Source organism: Paenibacillus sp. LHD-38 (assembly GCF_031157315.1).
Taxonomy (GTDB): Bacteria; Bacillota; Bacilli; order Paenibacillales; family Paenibacillaceae; genus Pristimantibacillus.
The window spans coordinates 1-20,464 of record NZ_JAVIFU010000079.1 but is presented as its reverse complement, the minus strand read 5'-3'; the positions used below and the strand labels follow the sequence as shown (position 1 = coordinate 20,464).

Here is a 20,464-nt window from a genome sequence, read left to right as displayed (position 1 = left end):
TGAAAACCTCCAAGGGCGGCGTGGAGAATGCGTGCAGTAAATGGAAGTATATGGGGCGACAATTATCCCCCTTTATTCCCGTGCGCCTTCATGTTGCCGAAGTCTAACACGGCGTTCCCTTCTTGTCTTTCAGTCCTTACCAACCGGGTGAAATCCTGCGAATAAGCGAGCATTCGTGAGAAAAACATATCGTACCAAGGGAGTTGAACATACAAGGAGCAGTTTGCTGCGGCAGCTGCTCCTTTCTTTGTTAAGCTAACGGGCAGGATAGTTAAATACTGAATGCGCTGCTGATGGACAGCCTTTTCTCAATTAAAGAGTAGGATAACGCAACAAATATGATGTTATAATCGTATAAATAATGGATTGATTGGTAAATTTACTTTTTTCAAACCGGAAAGAAAGGAATTTGGAATTATGAAAATAGGAAAAAAATCTTATATCGTAGTTTTCGCATGGCTGGTTTTTGTAACAGGAATAGCTCTATATTCTGAGCTGGGCGTGGATTATCCAAATAATTATGGAACTACAGTTTCAGAGAATGACTACCTTGTTACGGCTTCAGAAGATGTTCCTGATTACCCTGTTAACGAACAAGGACAAACCTATGGTAATGGACCATTCCCTCCTGGACCAGTACAGGAACCTGATTTAATTGGTGCTGAAGGTGTGGATGGTACTATGGGATATGTACTGAGAAAAGATTTAGTTGGTGAGCAACCTAATACACCCGAGGAAGCTCTAGCCATACAAAAGAGTAGGCCTCCAGGTGGTCATGATATCCCGCTATATGATGTTGATGGTAAAACCGTTATTGGTGTCTTTCATATTGGAGGCAATTGATAAAAATTACGACTTTCAATTGTTAAGCTAACGGGCAGAATAACGCAACAATCCCACACAATATTCGTCTAAATATTGGAAATAAGGAAGAACTTATGAGACCCTAGAAATGCACAAGAACAAGGAGGAATCACTTCATGATTGAATGTCCTTGGTGTACAAAAAAAGTAATAATTACAAACGATGTTTGCCCTGAGTGTTTTCATGAGGTTTTACTCGATCGAGAAGGAAACGTTGTATTTAATGTTGGTGACGTTGATGTACAAAATGATAATTCTGTATTTCACCCTGAAGTCGATATAGATCTTTTAATTGCGGAGCGGTTTAAATGTACGAAATGTGATCATAAGAAATGCAATATAAAAGAAGTGGCAATGACGGGTACTAGTCTGAGTAAAATATTTGATATTCAGCACAATCATTTTTTGTTTGTATCTTGCGATAATTGCGGGTATGTGGAAATTTACGATCCTGAAGTATTATCAAAAAATAAAGCAGGGAAACTTGGGACGATAATGGACATTTTGTTTGGAGGATAAGTGTGAAACACGCACCCATGAAGATGGAATTTTTACGGGGGGATCCAGCCAGTCCGGATGGAGGGGCTCCTCATGTCGTTCACTGAAGTAACTGGCCTAACCTTTATGAATTTGAGAAAGGAATGATGAAATGTTAGGCATTGTTGCTTACTCATCATTGTTTATTTCACTTATAACCACAGTACTCGCTATCATGGGTTACCGCCAACTTTACTGGATTGCAGCATTAGGTATATACATTTTTAGTATCATAGCAGGTTTTACTGTTGGTCAATTTACTGTTGGTTTGACATTTGTATTTTTGACTTTAGCCATTAGCCATTCATTGCGGGTGCTTAAAGGCAAGTTGCGTTCCACTCTGATTGTTGGTTTTGGGTTTTTGCTTGGAATGTTCATGGTAGTGTTTGTTGATGATAAGTGGCTGTTTTTTCCTTTGCTATTCCTAAACTAACGGGCAACGTTAGTTCAATGAAGGACTCTATACAAACGATGAAGGAGCTGCCGCGGCAGCTCCTTTGACATCTTCATAAAATAGGGTATTTGGTACAGATGTACTGCTGAGCGTTAAGCTAACGGGCAGTTTACTACGGTTAAAGTAAATCGCGGTAGCAGGAGTCAAATGTAATTAATTTAATACTTATTAATTGCTAAGTATTAAAATGATGTATAATTCATTGTAGTTATATCCAAAAGTTAGGAGATAAACTATGACCACTGAACTTGTGCTTTTCGACTTTGATGGAACATTAGCAGATACTTTACCCTCATCTTTTTCTGCATTTAAAACAGTTTTCAAAAAGTATGATGGTCAAGATGTTACAAGTGATGAACTAGTATCTATGTTTGGTCCGACTGAAGATGATATTATCTTAAAAAATTTCCGTAATAAAGAATCTGTTCGAAATGCAGTCCAAGAATATTACGATCTGTATGGGCAAGGACACTCCGAGTCAATTGACATTAGCTCTATTATTGCATTATTGCAATTACTGAGAGATAAAGGTAAGAAAATCGGTGTAATAACAGGAAAAAGCAAACAAGCATATAAGATTTCTTCGGAAGCTCTTAATTTAGCAAATTATTTCGATTTCGTTGTAACTGGGAATGATGTAGTAAATCCGAAACCGCACCCAGAAGGAATAATAAAAGCTCTAGACTTTTTTGGAATTAAAACTGACAACACTGTATTTCTAGGTGATAGCAATGCTGATATCTTGGCAGGAAAGGCAGCTGGTGTTCGAACGTTTGCTGTTCAATGGTTATCTACTTTTCAGTCATCAGTATTTGAGATAGAACCTGACAGGCTCTTTAAAAGTACAATTGAATTTATTGAAGTAATTGAGCTGGAGGAATAGATATTGGAGATTATGTGGTTGGAATGGGCAAAAAAAATACAGGCAACAGCCCAGATTGGGTTGACATATACAAAAGATCCATATGATTACGAACGATATGAGGAACTTAGACAATTAAGCATTGATATACTTTCTAGTTATACTTTAATTGAGAAACAACAACTTAAACTTACTTTCGCAAATGAGACGGGATATGCTACACCAAAGGTTGATATACGCGGTGTTGTTTTTAAAAATAACAATATACTCTTGGTAAGAGAAAAACTTGATGGAGCATGGGCACTACCAGGGGGGTGGGCAGATATTGGACATTCACCCACCGAAGTTGCAGTAAAAGAGATTAAGGAGGAATCGGGATTCTCGGTTACTCCTGTTAGGCTTCTAGCCGTTTTGGATAAAAAATATCATAATCATCCTCCTGAACCTTACCACGTATACAAGTTTTTTATTGAATGTAAAATTGTTGGTGGCGAGGCTAAGACTGGCTTAGAAACAAGTGAAGTAGATTTTTTTGACGAGCATTCTATACCTGAACTTTCACAGGAAAGGAACACATTAAAACAAGTGAAAATAATGTTTGATTTTTTACGTGACCCAGAAAAGAAAGTCATTCTCGATTGACATGCAAAATAATAAGACAACTTTATAGGTCATTAAGCTAACGGGAGACGATAGTTGAGGGGCTTGCTTCGCGGCAGCTCCTCTTTTGGTTTATTAAAGCAACGGTAGTTGGGTAGCTATTACCCTATGAAAAATTCAATAGGAATCGAACTTTATTATGATCCACTTTTTGGAATAAAAATAAATAACAATAAGAGGTGTATTATGGGGAAAGATGAGTTGCTTTTAGAATTGAAGCAAGTTCTCCTAAGAGAAGTACCTAATGCAGTACAGAAAATTAAATTAAATCAAGGAGATAAGGTTTGCTATATATCCTTGCTTGGAAACGAATATGAACCTGTTCTTGGGCTAATTACATTAGGAATTGAATCTTACAGAAACAAGATGATCGAAGAATCGGGAACTGATAATAAGTGGTATTTATGGAACTCTGGAGAGATGCCCGCTAAATATCAAACTGGTTTTGAAGATCAAGATCAAACTTTTCAACAGAAGCAGGAAACATTAGTGAGTTTATTTGGAAATGAGAAATGGGAAGAGTTTTGGGAAGATTGTCAGACAATACGTTTTGAAGTCGCAAAAAAATTAAATGCATATAACTGGAGTGACATTATACCAATTTCTGATGATTTTGTTGTTTACTCAGATTGGGAATCAATAGACGTTTCAAACGGGGATTTAGTAAAAAGTGTCCCACAAGAAAAGATTGAAATACTTTTAGAAAAGAGCTTGATCTAATAAGCAAAGTGAATAATCCATCTTAGGCATTAAACTAACGGAAAACGCTAGCATAATGATTAAGTTATGACACTTGAGGAGTGGGAATTTCGTAACACCCCTCAATAGCAAAAACGAAAGGTTGTTTGGTTTTCTTGAAATCTTTCGTAGATGCTCTTATATTTTGCAGCTTGTACATATGTACTGATAGGCGTTAAGCTCCCATGGAAGAACGCAATTACTTCCATAATCTGTGGTGTCGCGTGAGCGGCATGGATGGCTAACTGGCAGGATACTTTAACCATAATTGTTCTTTACCTTTATATTTATATACTGTATTAGTATCATTGAAAGTCAGCTTAAACAGCAATGGGCATTATTTATATGTTTCAATATTGAAAGGAGTTCCTAATGGCTAAAACGAAACGCGGTAAGGGCTTGTGAAATACACCTTTTAGAGGTTTAAGGCCCGTCTAGTAGAACATTTTTTCTAAATATAAGAGCTGTTTGGAGTACCTTAATCGGATTCCATACAGCTCTTTTTGTGCACTCAATTGATAAGAAAGCTCTATCAAGTAATAAAAACCAGACTTGTTTAATAAATTTTAATATATTTCACACTGGACAAGTTGGTAATATTATCCTATTGTTTTTAGGGGATAGCAGGGGGGGATGCCAATGTGGAGCCGGATAAAGCCGAAGAAGACGTATTCCAGCATTTTTTTTTACTCTTTCATAGCCGTAAGCTTGCTCACCCTGGTGTTTACCTTGTTCCTGAGCCGGCAGTTCGCTCAAAGCGCAATGAATGAGATCAATAAGTCCAACCAAGAGAAAATGAACCAGGTCGTGAAAACCTCGGAATTTACTTTGCAGAAATTGCGTCAGTTTGCGCTCAGAATTTATTCGGATGAAAATATCGCAATGTGGATCAACATGGGTGAAAATGATTATTCCCCCCTGTCGTTATATAAAGCGGCCGAAAGCGTAAGGGAATTTATGAGCAGCGAGCCTTTCATAGACGGCATTTATTTATTTAACTTCAATCAAGGCCAAATCTATACTTCAGACTCAAGCATTTATACGATACAGGATTTCTATGACCAGGCCATGCTGAATTACATTAAAAATCAGAAAACGCCTTATCTGCAGTTTGTCAACCATGAGGTGAAGGGCGAATCGCATCTAGCGCTTGTCGTACCGGCAGCCGGGCCTAATCAGAACTATCATGGATTCGTGGCGATTCTCTTCAGCAAGCCGCTGCTGAATGAGCACATGCTGCAAATATCGGAGGAAGATCAGAACAAAATTTTTATTGAAGGCAAAAATAAGGAGTTCATTCTGGGCAATACGGATGCCGCTTTGACGGAAGCTCTCATGGGGACGGATAAGCCGGAGGCGGCAAAACAGGGCTGGAAATGGGAGTACGGCCATGAAACCTGGTCCATTCAGACGGCACAGCTTCCTATTGATGGTTGGAAGGTTTATCATTTGTCACCAATCTCTCTGTGGCAAGCGAAAATAACCAAGATCCGGACGGAAATTATCGGTTCCTCGATCATTCTGCTGTTCGCTTTGCTGTTATTCTTGTTCTGGCAATCCTACCGCAGCTTGAAGCCCATTAGCGACTTGGCCTTTCAACTGCAAAGCAAGCTCGGCAAGAAGCATCCGATGGCGCAGACAGCGAATGCCAATAATGAGATTCAGTGGATTCATTCCGGCTTCCATCTTCTTGTCGAGCAGATCGAGCAATTGGACTTGTCGATCAAGAGCAGCAAAGCTTTGGTGAAGGAGGATTTCTTGCGTCAATGGATTTTTAATTCGAAAGCTTCCGGACCCGTAGAAGCCTTTATTAGAAGTGAAACGAAAATCCTCCAGACGGGCTCTTTCCGTATGACGGTCGTACGGCTGGAATCTTACGGGCGGTTCAAGGAATGTTACGATTTCGCTTCGCGAAAATTGCTCCGCTATGCACTGGGCAATATTATGGTCGAAGTGCTTGCGAATCACGGGTTTGCCGCGGAAACGGTTGATTTCAGCTCGGATCACCTCGTAGCGCTTATTTCTTCGTCCGGTTCGGGGGAAGATACGGCGCCGGTCATCGCAGCGATGGAGGAGGTAAGAGCTCAGATCAGACGGTGGCTGAAGCTGGAATTGCATGCCGCTGTCAGCTCCTTGCTTCATTTGGAAGACAATGTGCACACCATTTATAACCGGATGTACGAACTGACTTTGATCGGGTTCATTTATAACGAGGATCGGGTATTCACCTCCAATGATCTGGAGCGGTATCAGCTGGGCGAAGACAGCAAGCTGGATGAAGACTTGCTGAAGCAGGTGATTTATTCCGTTCACCTTAAGAACGATAAGGCTCTAAAGAGTTACCTGGATGAACTTACCTTGCATATGCAGGCGCTAAGCTATGAGGAATGCAAGATGCAGCTGACTCATATTATTTATTCGATTATGAAAAGCTTCAAGAACTATAAGACGTTCCAAGGAATGAAGAGCATCCATACTTTCCTGGAGCAATTCGCAACCATTGGAGAAGTGAACTCATGGCTGTACGGGGAGCTGCTGCAGATCATGGATCAGCACCGCAAGAAGAATGCTTCGAGCCGAAAGGACGAGGTCGCCGCCGAGATGATCGAATATGTGCGCAACCATCTTCACAATCCGATGCTTTCCGTGGACGACATTGCCACTCATGTGTCCATATCCGTAAACTATGCCCGGCAAATCTTCAAGGAGCATTTTGAGTGCTCATTATCCGACTATATTACAAACCAACGGATCGAGTACGCGATCAAGCTGCTTACAACGACCGATTGGACGGTAGCCGATATAACGGAACAGTCCGGTTTTCAAACCAAGAGCACCTTCTATTCCCTGTTCAAACGGGCAACCGGAATGACGCCGAACCAATACCGTACTGAAAATACGCAAGATAAAGAGTAGAAATCCGTACTTTAGCCAGTTGGAAAATGAATACATGCCCTTTTATCAGCTTTCGTACCAATTGTTAGATACCGGACTGTACGGAAACCGAACAACCCGAGTATGATCAGACAGAAGCGGGATGCGCGAGTCAAGACGGAAATCGTCGCGGCCGCCGCCCGGATGAGCATCAAGCAGGAGGGGTTAAGCCATGAAGTTAAGAAGAAGAGGGTTCTTGTTAATGGTCGTATCGCTAATTCTGACAGGAATATTGGCCGGCTGCAGTTCGAATGGGCCGGTCCCTTCCGAAACAGGCGAATCGCCGCAGGCTTCCGAGGACGGTAAATTGAATCCGGCTACATTGAAGATCATGTTCCCCGGAGATCCGCCGGCTAACTGGGATGAAGTCAAGGCGGAGATGGAGAACCGTCTGGCGGGTACGCTTAATGTGAAGCTGAACGTGGTGTTTATCCCATGGACGGACGTTCTTCAGAAGCGTCAAGTTGCATTATCCTCCGCGGAAGATTACGATCTGATCTGGGACAATAATCCGGTGCAAAATATAGCCGCAGGCCTTTATGAACCGTTGGACGAATTGATCGAAAAATATGGGCCCGATATCAAGGCCAACCGCTCTGCGGAGCTGATGGAAGCCAATAAGGTAAACGGTAAATTGTATGCGGTTCCGCTTGAAGTGAATTTCATACGCCCATGGACGTTTGTCATTCGCAAGGACATTCGGGAGCAGCTGGGAGTCGAACCGATCAAGAGCTATGACGAGCTGATCGAATTTATGTATTTGGTGAAAGAGAAGGTTCCGGAAATCACTCCGTTCATTCCTAACGGTACGGAACATATCAGCTTGAGGCTTGCTAACATGCTTGATCCGACGGCCAACATTGCAGCCGTATTGAACTATCCCGGACTGTACACCAAAGGGAACGACGGGAAGGTCTATAATATTTTCGATAACATGGACCCCATGATAATGAAAAATTTCGAACAATACCACAAGCTGTATCAGGACGGAATTTTGGCCAAAGACACTCTTACGCTTAAAAATGCGGAATTTGCCAAAGGAAAGGCGGCTGTATCCACGTTTTTCGATTTCGGCGTCAATCTGAATACCCGCACGGCGCTTGAAAAATCGGTTCCGGGAGCTTCTGCCGAAGCCTACTCCTTATACGACACAGGCATGAAGCTGAGCTCGACCTACAAAGCGGGCAATTTTATTGCTGTTCCAGTGGTCAGTAAAAACAAAGAACGCGCCATTCAATTCCTTAATTGGCTGAACCAGAAGGATAATTACGATTTACTTGCCTATGGTATAGAGGGGGAAAACTGGGAAGATGCGGGAGAAGGTCTTTATAACCCGATCAAAGATAACCCTTATGCGGGAATTCCTTTCGCATGGGGCTGGAATCCGAAGCTGGATCGAATCGATGCCAGCCTGCCTGAAGATGTTATTGCGCTGAATAAGTGGCAGAGGGATCCGAGTAACTTCACAACGGATATTCTGACGGGCTTCACCTTCAATCCCAGCCCGGTAGCCAATGAAGTGGCACAACTCAGCAATGCGGGCGTGGAGTTTTATAATCCGATCGTGATGGGGCTGGTGGAACCGAACGAGGGTCTGGCCAAGTTTAAGGAAAAGGCCTATGGCGATATAAAGAAAGTCCAAGCAGAGTATCAGAAGCAGTTGGATGAATATCTGGCTGGCAAGAACAAGTAAGCCATCAAAAAAAAACCGGCGGCCTTAAATTAAGGCCGGCCGGTTTTTTTCTAATATCGGTAAACTCCGTACTTATCGGAGTGATAGAATTCGAACCTTCACAGGATGTTGCCGTTCATACCTTTTGATAAATTCAAGACTATACGTACGGCATCACTATTGCGTAATATGCACGTATAGAAGAAAAGAAAGGAGGCTTAAAATGGCGATTCTGCAGCAGCTGAGGAAAAACAAATGGCTTTATGCGATGTCGCTTCCCGTCATTGTGTACGTGTTTATTTTTTCTTACTTGCCGATGTCCGCTCATATATTGGCCTTCAAGCAGTTTACACCGGCAAAGGGACTCTGGGGAAGCGAGTGGGTCGGCTTCGACAATCTGACGTTTTTTTTCACCGGTCCGGATTGGCTGGGGGTTACATTGAATACAATTTACTTGAATCTTCTGTTCATTGTTTCGGGAACTGTATGTTCCCTATGCATTGCGCTGCTGCTGAATGAAATCCACCATTCCGTTTTCAAAAAGGTGACGCAATCGCTCGTCATTCTGCCGCATTTTATTTCCATTATCGTCCTTAATTTGTTGGTCACAAATTTCTTTAACGGGCAGGACGGCATGGTTAATCGCTTGATGAAGGAATTTGGTTTTCAGACGATCGCCTGGTTTCAAACGCCGGAGGTTTGGCCATGGCTGCTCACGATCCTATTCATATGGAAGGGAGCAGGATGGGGATCCATTATTTATCTTGCAACCTTGACGGGTTTCTCCGAGGAGTATTATGAAAGCGCTAAAATCGACGGCGCCAAGCGATGGCAGCAGATTTGGTATATTACGCTGCCGCTGCTGCGGCCGACCATTATCGTGCTGACGCTTCTCTCGCTGGGACGTATCTTTTACGGCGATTTCGGCTTGATTTACGGCATCATCGGAGACAATTCGCTGCTCTTCAATTCTACGGATGTGATCGATACGTATACCTACCGGTCTTTGAGGTCCACGAATATGAACAGCTACAGCAATGCCTCGGCAGTCGCCTTATTCCAGTCTGTTATGGGGCTGATCACCATTTTGTTCTTCAATTGGGTTGTCCGCCGGGTAGATAACGATTCGAAGCTGTTCTAGAGAGGGAGGATTGAATGAGCATGAAACAGCGGGATACTTCGCAACTCGCCGTTTCCGCAGCGGCTTATCTAGTCATCGGCACTTTCGCTCTGATTTGCTTTATTCCTTTCTGGCTTATGTATATCGGGTCGTTTACGGCAGAGAGTCAGATTGTCAAGGGCTTTCGTATGTTCCCTACGGAATTTACGCTTGATTCCTACCGTTTTTTGTTCCAGGGCAGCCAGGTGTATTACAGCAGTTTCGTTTCTGTTTTTATTACTGTGGCCGGTACTGTCGCAGCAGTGCTTATGACTTCCATGTTCTCCTATGTTACTGCCCATCCAAAGGTAAAGTACCGGTATGTCCTTTCCTTCTACATTTATTTCACGATGCTGTTTCCGCCCGGTCTGGTCGGTTATTATTTGCTCATTTCCAACTGGCTGAACCTGCGGGATTCGATGCTCGCACTTATGCTGCCGCTCTTGTTCTCCGCCTTCAACGCCTTCTTGATGACATCATATTTCCGGACGCTTCCCTTCGAATTGAATGAGGCGGCAACCGTGGACGGTGCGCATGAGCTATATATCTTCTTCCGGATCATCTGGCCGATTTCCATGCCAGTTATTGCGACGATCACCCTGTTCTATGCCCTTTCTTATTGGAACGACTGGTTTAACGCGCTGATGTTTATCGACGATCCGCAAAATCATCCGCTGCAGATGATGCTGCGAAGAATCGTTTCCAATTCGGAGAATCTGGATTATTTGAATGCGAATCTCAATATTCCCGTCACGACGACAGGCATTCAGCTTTCGACTGTTGTTATTACGATCGGGCCGATCATTTTCTTGTATCCGTTTCTGCAGCGTTATTTTATCAAGGGGATGACGATCGGAGCCATTAAGGGATAGGGGGAATGGATGGATGAGACCTCGTTTCCGGTATACACCGGAGCCGGTGCTGGAGCCGGTTCCGGGCTGCGAGTGGGCAAGCAAAATGGTGCTGAACCCGGCTATTGTTAAAGACCCGGCTTCCGATCGGCTGCATATGCTCTTCCGGGCAACGGGCCCATGGTCCCGGAAGCGCAAGGAAGGCAAGCATGACCCGTATCCGATCTTTCTCGGATATGCGGCGAGCAGCGACCTGGGGAGAACGTGGACTGCCGATTTCTCCCGGCCTGCCATTGCCCCTGCACTGAATGAGCGGTATGAAGACATTTATATTACGGATATAAACGGTAACCGCGTACGGGATTATTCGAACGGCTGCATCGAAGATCCGCGCATTTTTCCGGTAGAAGGGGAGCTTTATCTGTCCGCGGCATGCCGACTGTTTCCACCCGGCCCGTATTGGCTTATCGATCGGGAGCCGCCGGTCGATACGCGCAACGACTATGTGCCGGAATGGGTGCATGAGGGGGATGATCCTTTCCGCGTGACCGCCTGCTCCAACCCGACCGTAACCGTGCTGTATAAGCTGGACCTGGATAAGTTGAAAGCGGGCAGCTATGAGGAAGCCTTTGCATATGTATGCCCGTTGACGGAGGGCTACGTCAGTGATAACCGCGACGCCTTCCTGTTCCCGAACAAGATGCTGATTGGCGGGAAGCTGCAATATGTGATGCTGCATCGCCCGATGACGGCTGCCTTATTCCCTCAAGGAGCCAGGGCAAAGAAACCGTCGATCTATCTCGCTGCGGCGGAAAAGCTGCAGGATTTCGCTTGCGGCAGGGTAACCCACCGTCTGCTGGCCACGTGTATATTCCACTGGGAAGAGGATCGGATCGGGGCAAGCTGGGCGCCGCTCCAAATTTCGGCCGGCGAATGGCTGGTTTCTTACCATGGCAAGAAAGATGCCAGCTTCGGCTATACGCAATCCTTCATGATTTTGCGCGAGCAGGATAACGATTTCCCGGTTGTGGCGCATCGATGTTCCGAGCGATTGATGTACGCCAGCCAGGAATGGGAGATGCCGAGCGATTATCCTACGCCTTGCTTATTTACAACAGGAGGAATCGTTATAGGAGATGATCTGATTATGTCTTATGGGGCAGCCGATCAGAAAGCAGGCATTTCTTGGGTGAATTTTGCCGAGCTGGTGGAGTATATCAAGCAATTTGACGCAGAAGGCCGGAAGGTGGAAAAAAAGAGGTATTAAATAGAAAAATTGATTAAAAAAGGTTAATTTTTAAATAGTAAAATAATATCTGCAGTTGTGTAAGCGTACACATGCCTCTGAGACAGGTTCTCGCGGTTACTCTAATCCGCAGTGGAAGGAATTTGTATGTAAACGCTTTACAGGATTAATTAACCGTTTTAACAATGTCGATGACTACGATGGTGGAGGTTAATTATGAACAAATGGTATAGAGGGTATCTAGGTTATGCTTTTAGACTATTACTAGTAATCGTGCTGGTATTGTCGTTCATCCCTGCCGGGGGAGCTCTCGCGGAAGGTACGCTGCTTAGAACCGGAAACTATTATTACAGCCCTGCCCCGGATGCAGGCAGTTCTCCCGACAAAGGAGCTACCGGTTTGGTATCGTCAGAGAGCGGCGTACTTCTTGACACCTTAACGACGACTTATGCCGGATGGATGGGAAGCGCAACCTCCAAAGGGACGGTACAGGTGGTGTTTGACCTGCTGAAGGACTACCCGCTGGACAGCATAAACATCGTATTGAATTCGCCCAACAGCTTTTGGGGGTTTAAGGAATTTACGGTCAAATACCGCCCCGAGGCTACAACGGATTATTACTATATTGCCGGCAAGCATGTAAAATCAGGAACCGCCTTGAACTATTCGGTCAATATCCCGATGAACAACAAAACGGCCAGGTTTATTGTCATCGATATTAAGCGGTCGCACGCCTATCAGCATATCCCGCTTACGGAAGTACAAATCTATAAGGGCACAGGCGATGAAGGGCAGAACCCGGCTGCTGCTTTTACAGTAGAACAGATGCAGGCTGAGCTTAAGAAAGATTCTTTAATGGTGGATAAATACGGACAGTGGATTTATGAAACGTGGTCGGGAAAGGTTGCAACAGACGCGCAATTGAAGCAGGAATATGCGAATGAGGCGAAAGCGCTGGCGAAAGTTTCGCTGGATCGAAACAAATATGATCAGTACGGCGGGATTAAAAGCGGGGGACAGTACAAATGCACCGGATTTTTCCGACTTGAACAAATCGATAATAAATGGTGGTTTATTACGCCGGACGGCTATAAATTCATTTTAAAGGGCGTGGATGCGACAAGCATATGGGAGTGGGGATACGGAACGCCGTTTAATAAAACGGACGGCACTCCCCGGAAGGTGTTCGAGGAGCTTCCTGATCCTAGCGTCTATGCCCCCGCTTACGCCAATGACTTAAATGGTGAAAGAGTCAGCTTCATCATCGCCAACGTTATGAAAAAATACGGCAGCAACTATGAGTCGAAATGGGAGGAAATCACCAAGAAGCGCTTGATCAATTGGGGATTTAATGCCTTTAGCAAGTGGAGCAGACCTAATAATGTCACGTTTCCCTATATAGAGGTTCTGCAAGATCCGTTAAATTTGAAAAGGATTCAATGGACGTACGATGTGTTCGATCCGCAGGCTGAATCCATTATCGACAACGCCTTGAGCGCACAGCTTCAAAAGGCGAGGAATGACCGGTGGCTGATCGGCTACACTTACGATAACGAGGCCGGATGGACGGCCGATATTGTAAAAGAGATTTTGAAGTATGATTCGACCTCTGCGGCGAAGGGCGCCTTTGTGGATTTTCTTGCGAAAAGGTATAACAACGACATTGCCGCCGTCAACCAGCTTCTTGGCACGAGCGCCGAATCATTTGACGCATTAAAGAATACGTCGATCGCGATCGCGAGCGTTCCGGCTGCGGATGTATCGGACTATATCAAGCTGGCATCCAAAACGTACTTCTCGATGATCCGGAATATTATTGAAAAATATGATACGAACCATTTGTTCTTAGGATCTTCTATCGTTCCCACCTGGCGGACCAGTCTGGATTGGGATTCGGCAGCCATGGAATTTGTGGATGCATTTTCCGTAGATAATTATACGAATGACGCGGGCTGGCTTTCCAGATATGAAGCTTTCGGAAAACCGCTGTTGAATCTGGAATATACATTTAGCACTAGCGAGCGCGGGTTATCGCCCGTCAATGCGGCTACAAGAACAGCCAGTATAGCGGACAGAGGCGCGGCTTTCAAAGCTTTCATCGAAAGCCAAACGGCACATCCGCTGTTTGTCGGCTCGGGCTGGTTTGTGTACTTTGATCAAGCGGTTACCGGGCGTAAAGACGGCGAGAATTTCAATACAGGCTTGGTAAACCAGCAGGATCAGCCCTATACGGATATGGTCAATATCATGAAGACCGTCAATGGGGGGCTGGAAACAATCCATGCGAACGGAGGCTAAACCCGGCCCCTAACGAAATCAAATTGCAGTGACGCATAATTGTTTAGGTTGAGCAGTATTTGTATCTGCTCAACCGCTTTTTTTTGTCTCTTAATAGCCCTGAAATGAAAGCGTTTGCTTAAGTGAATGTTTTTTACTATGTGATTTAGAGAGGATGAACAATGTGCGACATACCATTAAACCAGCTTTTGCCCTCCTTATAGTCATGGCCCTTCTGGTATCGGTATTTACCGTTTCTGCAGAATCGGAGGCTGCCTATGACGAACTTCGGAAGAAATGGAAAGATGTATTGACGGGCGGAACCTACTATGATTCAGCGACTCCGGAAATCGCCGCGAAAATCAGACAGATCGAAAATACGGCTATCAGTTACCGGGATTCTCTTCAACGTGGAACGGACCGCATCAATTGCAATTGCCTATGGCCGGCAAGCTCCTCAGAGCTTTCCGCCAGATCTTATATATTTACAAGCTATGACCGGATCAAAGCATTGGCTCTAGCTTACACAACCCATGGGAGCTCACTTCAATACGACAACACCTTGAAGATGGATATTATCGAAGCGTTGGACTGGTTGAACACGAATCGTTTCAATTCGACCAAACCCGGCCCCGGCACTTCGCAATGGTGGTATATTGAAATTGGATCTCCGCTGCGGCTCGGAGAAATCATGGTGATGATGTACGACGATTTGTCCCCGGAACAAATTGCCGCCTGGACGGCCGCTATCGATTATAACAGCCCTATCTCCTATAGCTCTGTCGAAGAATATAAATATATGGCTGCCAATCGGGTTTGGCGCGCCATCGTCCATGCCCTGCGCGGAATTACCGGTGAAAGCAGCGGCAAAATGATTCAGGCGCGCGACGGTTTGAGCGATGTTACCGATGGCCGGAATGGCCGGTTTAACGTTTTTGAATACGCAACCAATGGCGATGGCTACTATTCGGACGGATCCTTTATACAGCATGGAATATTCGCTTATAATGGCGGCTATGGCAACTCCCTCCTCAAAGACCTTTCCGATGTCATGTATCTATTAAAAGACACCCCTTGGGAAGTCACCGATCCGAAGAGCGCCAATGTTTGGAAATGGGTCTATGATTCCTTCGAGCCATTGTTGTATAAAACCGGTTTAATGATGGATATGGTCCGGGGCAGAGAAGTGGCCCGCTACAATTTCCAGGATTCCGTGGCAGGACATAAAGCGACCGCAAGCATTATTCGTCTGTCGCAAATCGCTCCGCAAGCGGATGCGGCAAGCTTTAAAAGCCTGGTTAAATATCTCGTCAGCAATGACAGCGGATTTTATTTAGATGCTTCCATCGAAATGAATTGGAGAGCCAATGAAATCGTGAAGGATTCGACGATCCCTTCCCGCGGAGACATCTTTTATAACAAAGTATTCAGCAGAATGGCCCGTGCCGTGCATGTGCGTCCCGGATTTGGCTTCGGCATCAGTATGTTCTCCGACAAAATCGCAAATTTCGAGAACAATTTTGAGTTGCGTAAAGGTTGGTACACCGGTTCGGGGATGACCTACACCTATACGGAAGATAAAGAACAGTACAGCGATAATTTCTGGGCGACCGTTAATTTTAAACGGCTTCCCGGAACCACGGCCGATACAAAACCAAGAACGCTTAACGTCAATGAATCGGTACACGTGAATTCGGATAATCGGGTCGGCGGCGTGTCTGACGGGAAATTCGGAGTAGTCGGAATGGGCCTTACGGCGCCGGGGGCATCGGGTACTTCGCTAAAAGGGAAAAAATCGTGGTTTCTCTTCGACGACGAAGTGGTTTCGCTTGGATCCGGTATTCAGTTGGACGATCAAGAGGCTTATTCCGTTGAAACTATCGTGGACAACCGGAAGCTGAATGCGTCCGGAGATAACGCGCTGACCGTAAATGGAACTGCCCAACTTACCTCGCTCGGATCAGAAGAAACGATGAACAATGTTTCGTGGGCGCACCTGGCAGGCAATGTTCCGAATTCCGACATCGGCTACTATTTTCCAGGAGGACAGACTGACGTTAAAGGTTCGCGCCTGACCAGCACGGCTAAATGGGGTGACCTGAACGTCAATCAGAGACCGTCACCGGATAATCCGATTACCCGCAATTATTTGACGCTTTGGCTCGATCACGGCATTAGCCCGAACAACGCCGCGTACCAATACGTAACGCTGCCTAATAAAACGGCAAATCAAACGGAGGATTATGCCTCCAAACCGGATATCAAGATATTGGTGAACTCACCGGACGCTCATGCGGTGAACGAGAAAAAGCTCGGCATCACCGGCGCTTTCTTCTGGAACAATGAAAAAATCAAGGCAGGCGGAATAACCAGCAACAAAGTCGCCGCCGTTATGGTCAAGGAAAAGGACGGTGAACTGACCGTTTCAGTAGCCGACCCGACTCGCGCAAATAACGGAACGATTGAGATCGAGCTTGACAAAAAAGCAATCGCTGTCATTTCCGCAGATCCCGGTATTACGGTAACACAATCGGTTCCAACCATCCGCTTCTCGGTTGATACCGCGGATTCTGAAGGCAAGACGTTCCAAGTGAAATTCCAAATTCCCAGGTAACCGGTATACTAAGCGGAAACGCGCAGCATTTTTTCATGCAAGCCTGATATGAAAAAAGGAAACATGACCGTCATACAGGTCATGTTTCCTTGTTTTATGGCGCTACTCCTTCGCTTATACCGGAGTAACTGTTGTATTGTCCCCAATTCCGCGTTACATGGCCCGGGTCCAGTATCCCAACTGGTTATATGGTCAATATTTTGAATGACTTCTAAATTGGTGCCCTCGCGAAGTATCCGATAATCAAAGATATGATCGATGATCTGTTTTTAGGTCAAAACAAAAAACTTTCTGAGCCAGTAATGAGAGGAAAACAAATTCACAAAAAGTTTGTTGATGAGTGCAAAAAGCTCATTCCTCGTACCGATTATCCTTTTAATACTGAACGCTTAGGCTACCGAGCTTTATGTCGTTACTTGGTTAATTTACGAAACAAACACTTCGGTAAGGCTTCTGCACGCTATGGTAAAGATGCGGAACAAAAAGCAAAAAATAGTGGAATAGGGGAGCAGAATCATCCAGAAACTATAACTCCTTATCAGAAAGTTCAATTTGATGGACACCGACTGGATGGCATCTTTGTAATCAAATTTACAACACCTGAGGGAGATGAAGTAGTTAAAGAATTAGATCGTTTATGGTTATTGTGCATCGTAGATTCCGCAACACGAAATATTATCGGAACACCGCATATTTGTCTCAATAAGGAGTACAACGCAAGCGACGTTATGATCTGCGCTCGTAATGCGATCATGCCGGTTAAGAAGCAACCGCTTACCATCGAAGGTTTAACCTTCCAGGAACCAGGTGGATACCCTTCCGAACGGTTCCCACAGCTAGAATGGTCGGTTTGGGATGTAATCTGTTTCGACAATGCCAAAGCTCACCTTGCAGATATGGTAAAAGACCGTTTGCGAAATTTAATTGGATGTGCAACGAATTTAGGACCTGTTGCGCGACCGATGAGGCGATCATATATAGAACGCTTTTACAACACCCTCACAAAAGCAGCATTCAACGTCTTCCAAATACGACTGGGAGCAAACCAGATGACCCGAGAAGAAAAGATCCTGATAAAATGGCAGTAAAATATGTGATGACTTACGAACAACTTCAAGAATTGGTTAGGGTTGTGGTATCAGATTACAATGGAACGCCACATGGTGGCTTATATTATAACTCACCACTTGAGATTTTGGAACAAAGGATGAATAAAGGCATGATTCCAAGACAGCTTCCCGAATCCAAACGCTCCGAGTTTTTATTTCTGCAGATGACAACAGTCAAAACTGTCCGAGGGAAAATAGAGACCGGTAAACGTCCCTATATAGAAATATTACGGGGTGAGTACCGGAATGATGTTTTGGCACGCTCAGGTCACCTTATAGGTACGAAACTCACGATTCACATTAATGTGGATGATATGCGAACCGTCAAAGCCTTCTTGCCTGATGGCAGCGAATTTGGAGAACTCGTGGTAGCAGGGAAATGGTCGCTTACTCCACATACTTACCAAATGAGGAAATCGATCAACCAACTGGTTACCAAAAGGCTTATACATTACACACAATGGGATGACCCGATTTTTGCATATTATGAATATATGGCGAACCAGGCGAAAGAAGGCAAAAAGCGAGCTTCAAATAAGGTGGCTCAAGTCAGAGAAGCCATCAATAAAGGACAGGATGAAAAATCGGAGCAAAATCGGAGTGAGACTCTTCAGAACGAGCAGGACGCAATTGCTGCGTTGGACCAAGCAAGAGAAGTTCGTCAACAGCTGAATGAAAACGAAAACAAAACAATTTTAAAAAAACATAAGACTATTATATATTAATGAAAGAGAGTGGAAACGTGCTTAGGCCAACGATCACCCCAGGAACCCATCCCATTGAACAAGGTCAGTATATTCTTCCGACCTTGGAAATAAACAGATTAATGGAGAAGATTATTCAGATCATCAAAGACGGTGGTCCGGGAATGATTGTATATGGACGCCCGCGATTAGGAAAAACAAGGGCAACCATATTCGCGGTTAGTTATTTACCTGCGGAGCTTGAAACCCTGATCCCGATTTTTGTTGCTGACTGCAAGAGTTACAAAGTACCTAGCGCCGAAAAATTTTATCGGGATATGCTCCATGATTTTTTCTTCCGTTTCGAAACTAAGAAGGATGAAGTTGTCTTGCGAAGCCCAATTGTAAATTTGATGCATGAGAAAGGGGAGCGTTCGAATTTAAGACGGGTTGTACTTATTATGGACGAAGCGCAAAAAATGACCGAGTGGCAGTATAACTGCCTAATCGACATAAGCAATCAACTGATGCGGAAAATGATCCGTATGACCATCATTTCAATTGGACAGGAGCAATTGGTCGATAGACGATCATTCTTCATTGCCAACCAGAAAGCGCATATCGTCGGAAGGTTTATGCCAAAAGAATATGAATTCAAAGGCATACGCAGCGTTGAGGAACTTGAATACGTACTTCAAAGCTATGACGAGTCCGAATACCCAACCGACAGTGGTTGGTATTTTACACGTTTTTTCTTTCCAGAGTCGTATGATGAGGGAAAACGTTTGAAGGATTTTGGAAAGCTGCTTTTTAATCTCTTCCTCGAGATTCGCCAAGAATTTGGAATTACGGGGAAAATGGAGCTACCAATGGAGTATGTTGCGTTCACCATCGAAAATGCATTAAAAACGTATGGCGCAAATGGAATGGGAGGAGATTGGTTGTCTATGTTAGAGTGGCGAGATGCTATCAGTAGATCCGGCTACATTGATTCGGAGCTCTTGTCGGAAGTCAAGAACATTGTCCCATTAAAGCCGCGCAAATTGCGGTTTTTTTTATTAATGGGATCAAGTTCTTGTCATTTGTTGATGACAAGAACTTGATCCCATTCCCGACTAGTGACAAGAACATAGTCCCATTCCCGACGGGGAAATGATGCACCATGTCGTCCATTCTAAAAAACAAACGTGCTGCCGTAATATTCATGGACTGACGATGCGTCATTAAGCTAACGGGCAGGATAGTTTAATCATTTCGCAAAACGACGTTATATGTAAACGCGTGTTATCAATGGAGTTGGGACAAGTAGCATTAAATATTAATAAGTGGAATAAGAATTTAAGATCAAGCCGAATAAATATTATTATTGTTTGAAGGGAGTTGTTTAGCATGTCACGAAGATTTGGTCTCTACATAATTTTAGCCATATTATTGTTCTCGATCTCAACAGTAGTTAATGCAGCATCAAATCAAACGAATTCGAGCTCATTAACGGATAAGCAAAAAGAGGAAATAAAGGCTCTAGTAGATAAAGAGTTTCAATCACAAAAAGATCAATTAAAGAAAGAGCTTTTAGAAGAATTGGGGAGAAATCAATATCAATATTATCGGAAGGATTCTCCTCCACTAGATGCTCACGATCCTCAAATAAAACTCCTAAAATAATTTGATAATTTTTATTATTAACTCAACCTTCGCAGAGCGAAATTGGCTTTAAACCCTTGATAAGTATAGCTAAACCAAGAAAATATTAATCTCTTGCAAAATAGAAAACACCGCTTCGGTTTGGTATAGTGATTGTGACG

The 20,464-nt window shown here is 44.3% G+C and carries 17 protein-coding genes; all 17 read left to right on the top strand.

What is annotated here, in order from left to right; translation table 11 throughout:
* Positions 1-417 precede the first annotated feature (417 nt).
* The 17 genes from RCO25_RS32620 to RCO25_RS32540 all read left to right on the top strand — a co-directional run bounded on the left by RCO25_RS32620 (position 418) and on the right by RCO25_RS32540 (position 20,324).
* A complete protein-coding gene (locus RCO25_RS32620) occupies positions 418-843 on the top strand; it encodes a hypothetical protein (protein WP_309000233.1) in 426 nt (141 codons plus the stop codon).
* A gap of 137 nt (positions 844-980) precedes the next feature.
* Complete coding sequence (locus RCO25_RS32615) at positions 981-1,382, top strand: zinc ribbon domain-containing protein (RefSeq protein ID WP_309000232.1); 402 nt, start codon at positions 981-983, stop codon at positions 1,380-1,382.
* Positions 1,383-1,512: 130 nt separating this feature from the next.
* The gene (locus tag RCO25_RS32610) at positions 1,513-1,833 is read left to right on the top strand and encodes a hypothetical protein (protein WP_309000231.1); all 321 of its coding nucleotides are present in this window, start codon (positions 1,513-1,515) and stop codon (positions 1,831-1,833) included.
* Positions 1,834-2,089: 256 nt separating this feature from the next.
* On the top strand, positions 2,090-2,737 hold the full coding sequence (locus RCO25_RS32605) for an HAD family hydrolase (protein ID WP_309000230.1): 648 nt from the start codon (positions 2,090-2,092) through the stop codon (positions 2,735-2,737).
* 3 nt (positions 2,738-2,740) lie between these two features.
* Positions 2,741-3,358, top strand: coding sequence for an NUDIX hydrolase (locus tag RCO25_RS32600; protein WP_309000229.1), 618 nt, complete (start codon positions 2,741-2,743; stop codon positions 3,356-3,358).
* Between the two features lie 204 nt (positions 3,359-3,562).
* The gene (locus tag RCO25_RS32595) at positions 3,563-4,096 is read left to right on the top strand and encodes a hypothetical protein (RefSeq protein ID WP_309000228.1); all 534 of its coding nucleotides are present in this window, start codon (positions 3,563-3,565) and stop codon (positions 4,094-4,096) included.
* A 657-nt stretch (positions 4,097-4,753) separates the two neighbouring features.
* Positions 4,754-7,030 carry a helix-turn-helix domain-containing protein gene (locus RCO25_RS32590; RefSeq protein ID WP_309000227.1) on the top strand — a complete coding sequence of 759 codons (2,277 nt, stop codon included), beginning with the start codon at positions 4,754-4,756 and terminating at the stop codon, positions 7,028-7,030.
* A gap of 190 nt (positions 7,031-7,220) precedes the next feature.
* Positions 7,221-8,741: an extracellular solute-binding protein gene (locus tag RCO25_RS32585; RefSeq protein ID WP_309000226.1), complete on the top strand. Its 1,521-nt coding sequence runs from the start codon at positions 7,221-7,223 to the stop codon at positions 8,739-8,741.
* A 202-nt stretch (positions 8,742-8,943) separates the two neighbouring features.
* A complete protein-coding gene (locus RCO25_RS32580) occupies positions 8,944-9,861 on the top strand; it encodes an ABC transporter permease (protein ID WP_309000225.1) in 918 nt (305 codons plus the stop codon).
* 14 nt (positions 9,862-9,875) lie between these two features.
* Positions 9,876-10,751, top strand: coding sequence for a carbohydrate ABC transporter permease (locus RCO25_RS32575; protein ID WP_309000224.1), 876 nt, complete (start codon positions 9,876-9,878; stop codon positions 10,749-10,751).
* Positions 10,752-10,764: 13 nt separating this feature from the next.
* Positions 10,765-11,997 (top strand): glycoside hydrolase family 130 protein, encoded by a 1,233-nt coding sequence (locus tag RCO25_RS32570; protein ID WP_309000223.1) that lies wholly within the window; start codon positions 10,765-10,767, stop codon positions 11,995-11,997.
* A gap of 195 nt (positions 11,998-12,192) precedes the next feature.
* Entirely contained in the window at positions 12,193-14,274 is a 2,082-nt protein-coding gene (locus RCO25_RS32565; protein ID WP_309000222.1) for a hypothetical protein, read from the top strand.
* A gap of 163 nt (positions 14,275-14,437) precedes the next feature.
* On the top strand, positions 14,438-16,867 hold the full coding sequence (locus tag RCO25_RS32560; RefSeq protein ID WP_309000221.1) for a polysaccharide lyase 8 family protein: 2,430 nt from the start codon (positions 14,438-14,440) through the stop codon (positions 16,865-16,867).
* 251 nt (positions 16,868-17,118) lie between these two features.
* Positions 17,119-17,955, top strand: a complete 837-nt coding sequence (locus RCO25_RS32555; RefSeq protein ID WP_309000220.1) for a hypothetical protein — start codon at positions 17,119-17,121, stop codon at positions 17,953-17,955.
* Complete coding sequence (locus RCO25_RS32550) at positions 17,946-18,701, top strand: hypothetical protein (protein ID WP_309000219.1); 756 nt, start codon at positions 17,946-17,948, stop codon at positions 18,699-18,701. The genes RCO25_RS32555 and RCO25_RS32550 overlap by 10 nt, the downstream gene beginning before the upstream one ends.
* A gap of 17 nt (positions 18,702-18,718) precedes the next feature.
* Positions 18,719-19,762, top strand: a complete 1,044-nt coding sequence (locus RCO25_RS32545) for an ATP-binding protein (protein WP_309000218.1) — start codon at positions 18,719-18,721, stop codon at positions 19,760-19,762.
* A 286-nt stretch (positions 19,763-20,048) separates the two neighbouring features.
* Positions 20,049-20,324 carry a hypothetical protein gene (locus RCO25_RS32540; RefSeq protein ID WP_309000217.1) on the top strand — a complete coding sequence of 92 codons (276 nt, stop codon included), beginning with the start codon at positions 20,049-20,051 and terminating at the stop codon, positions 20,322-20,324.
* Positions 20,325-20,464 lie beyond the last annotated feature (140 nt).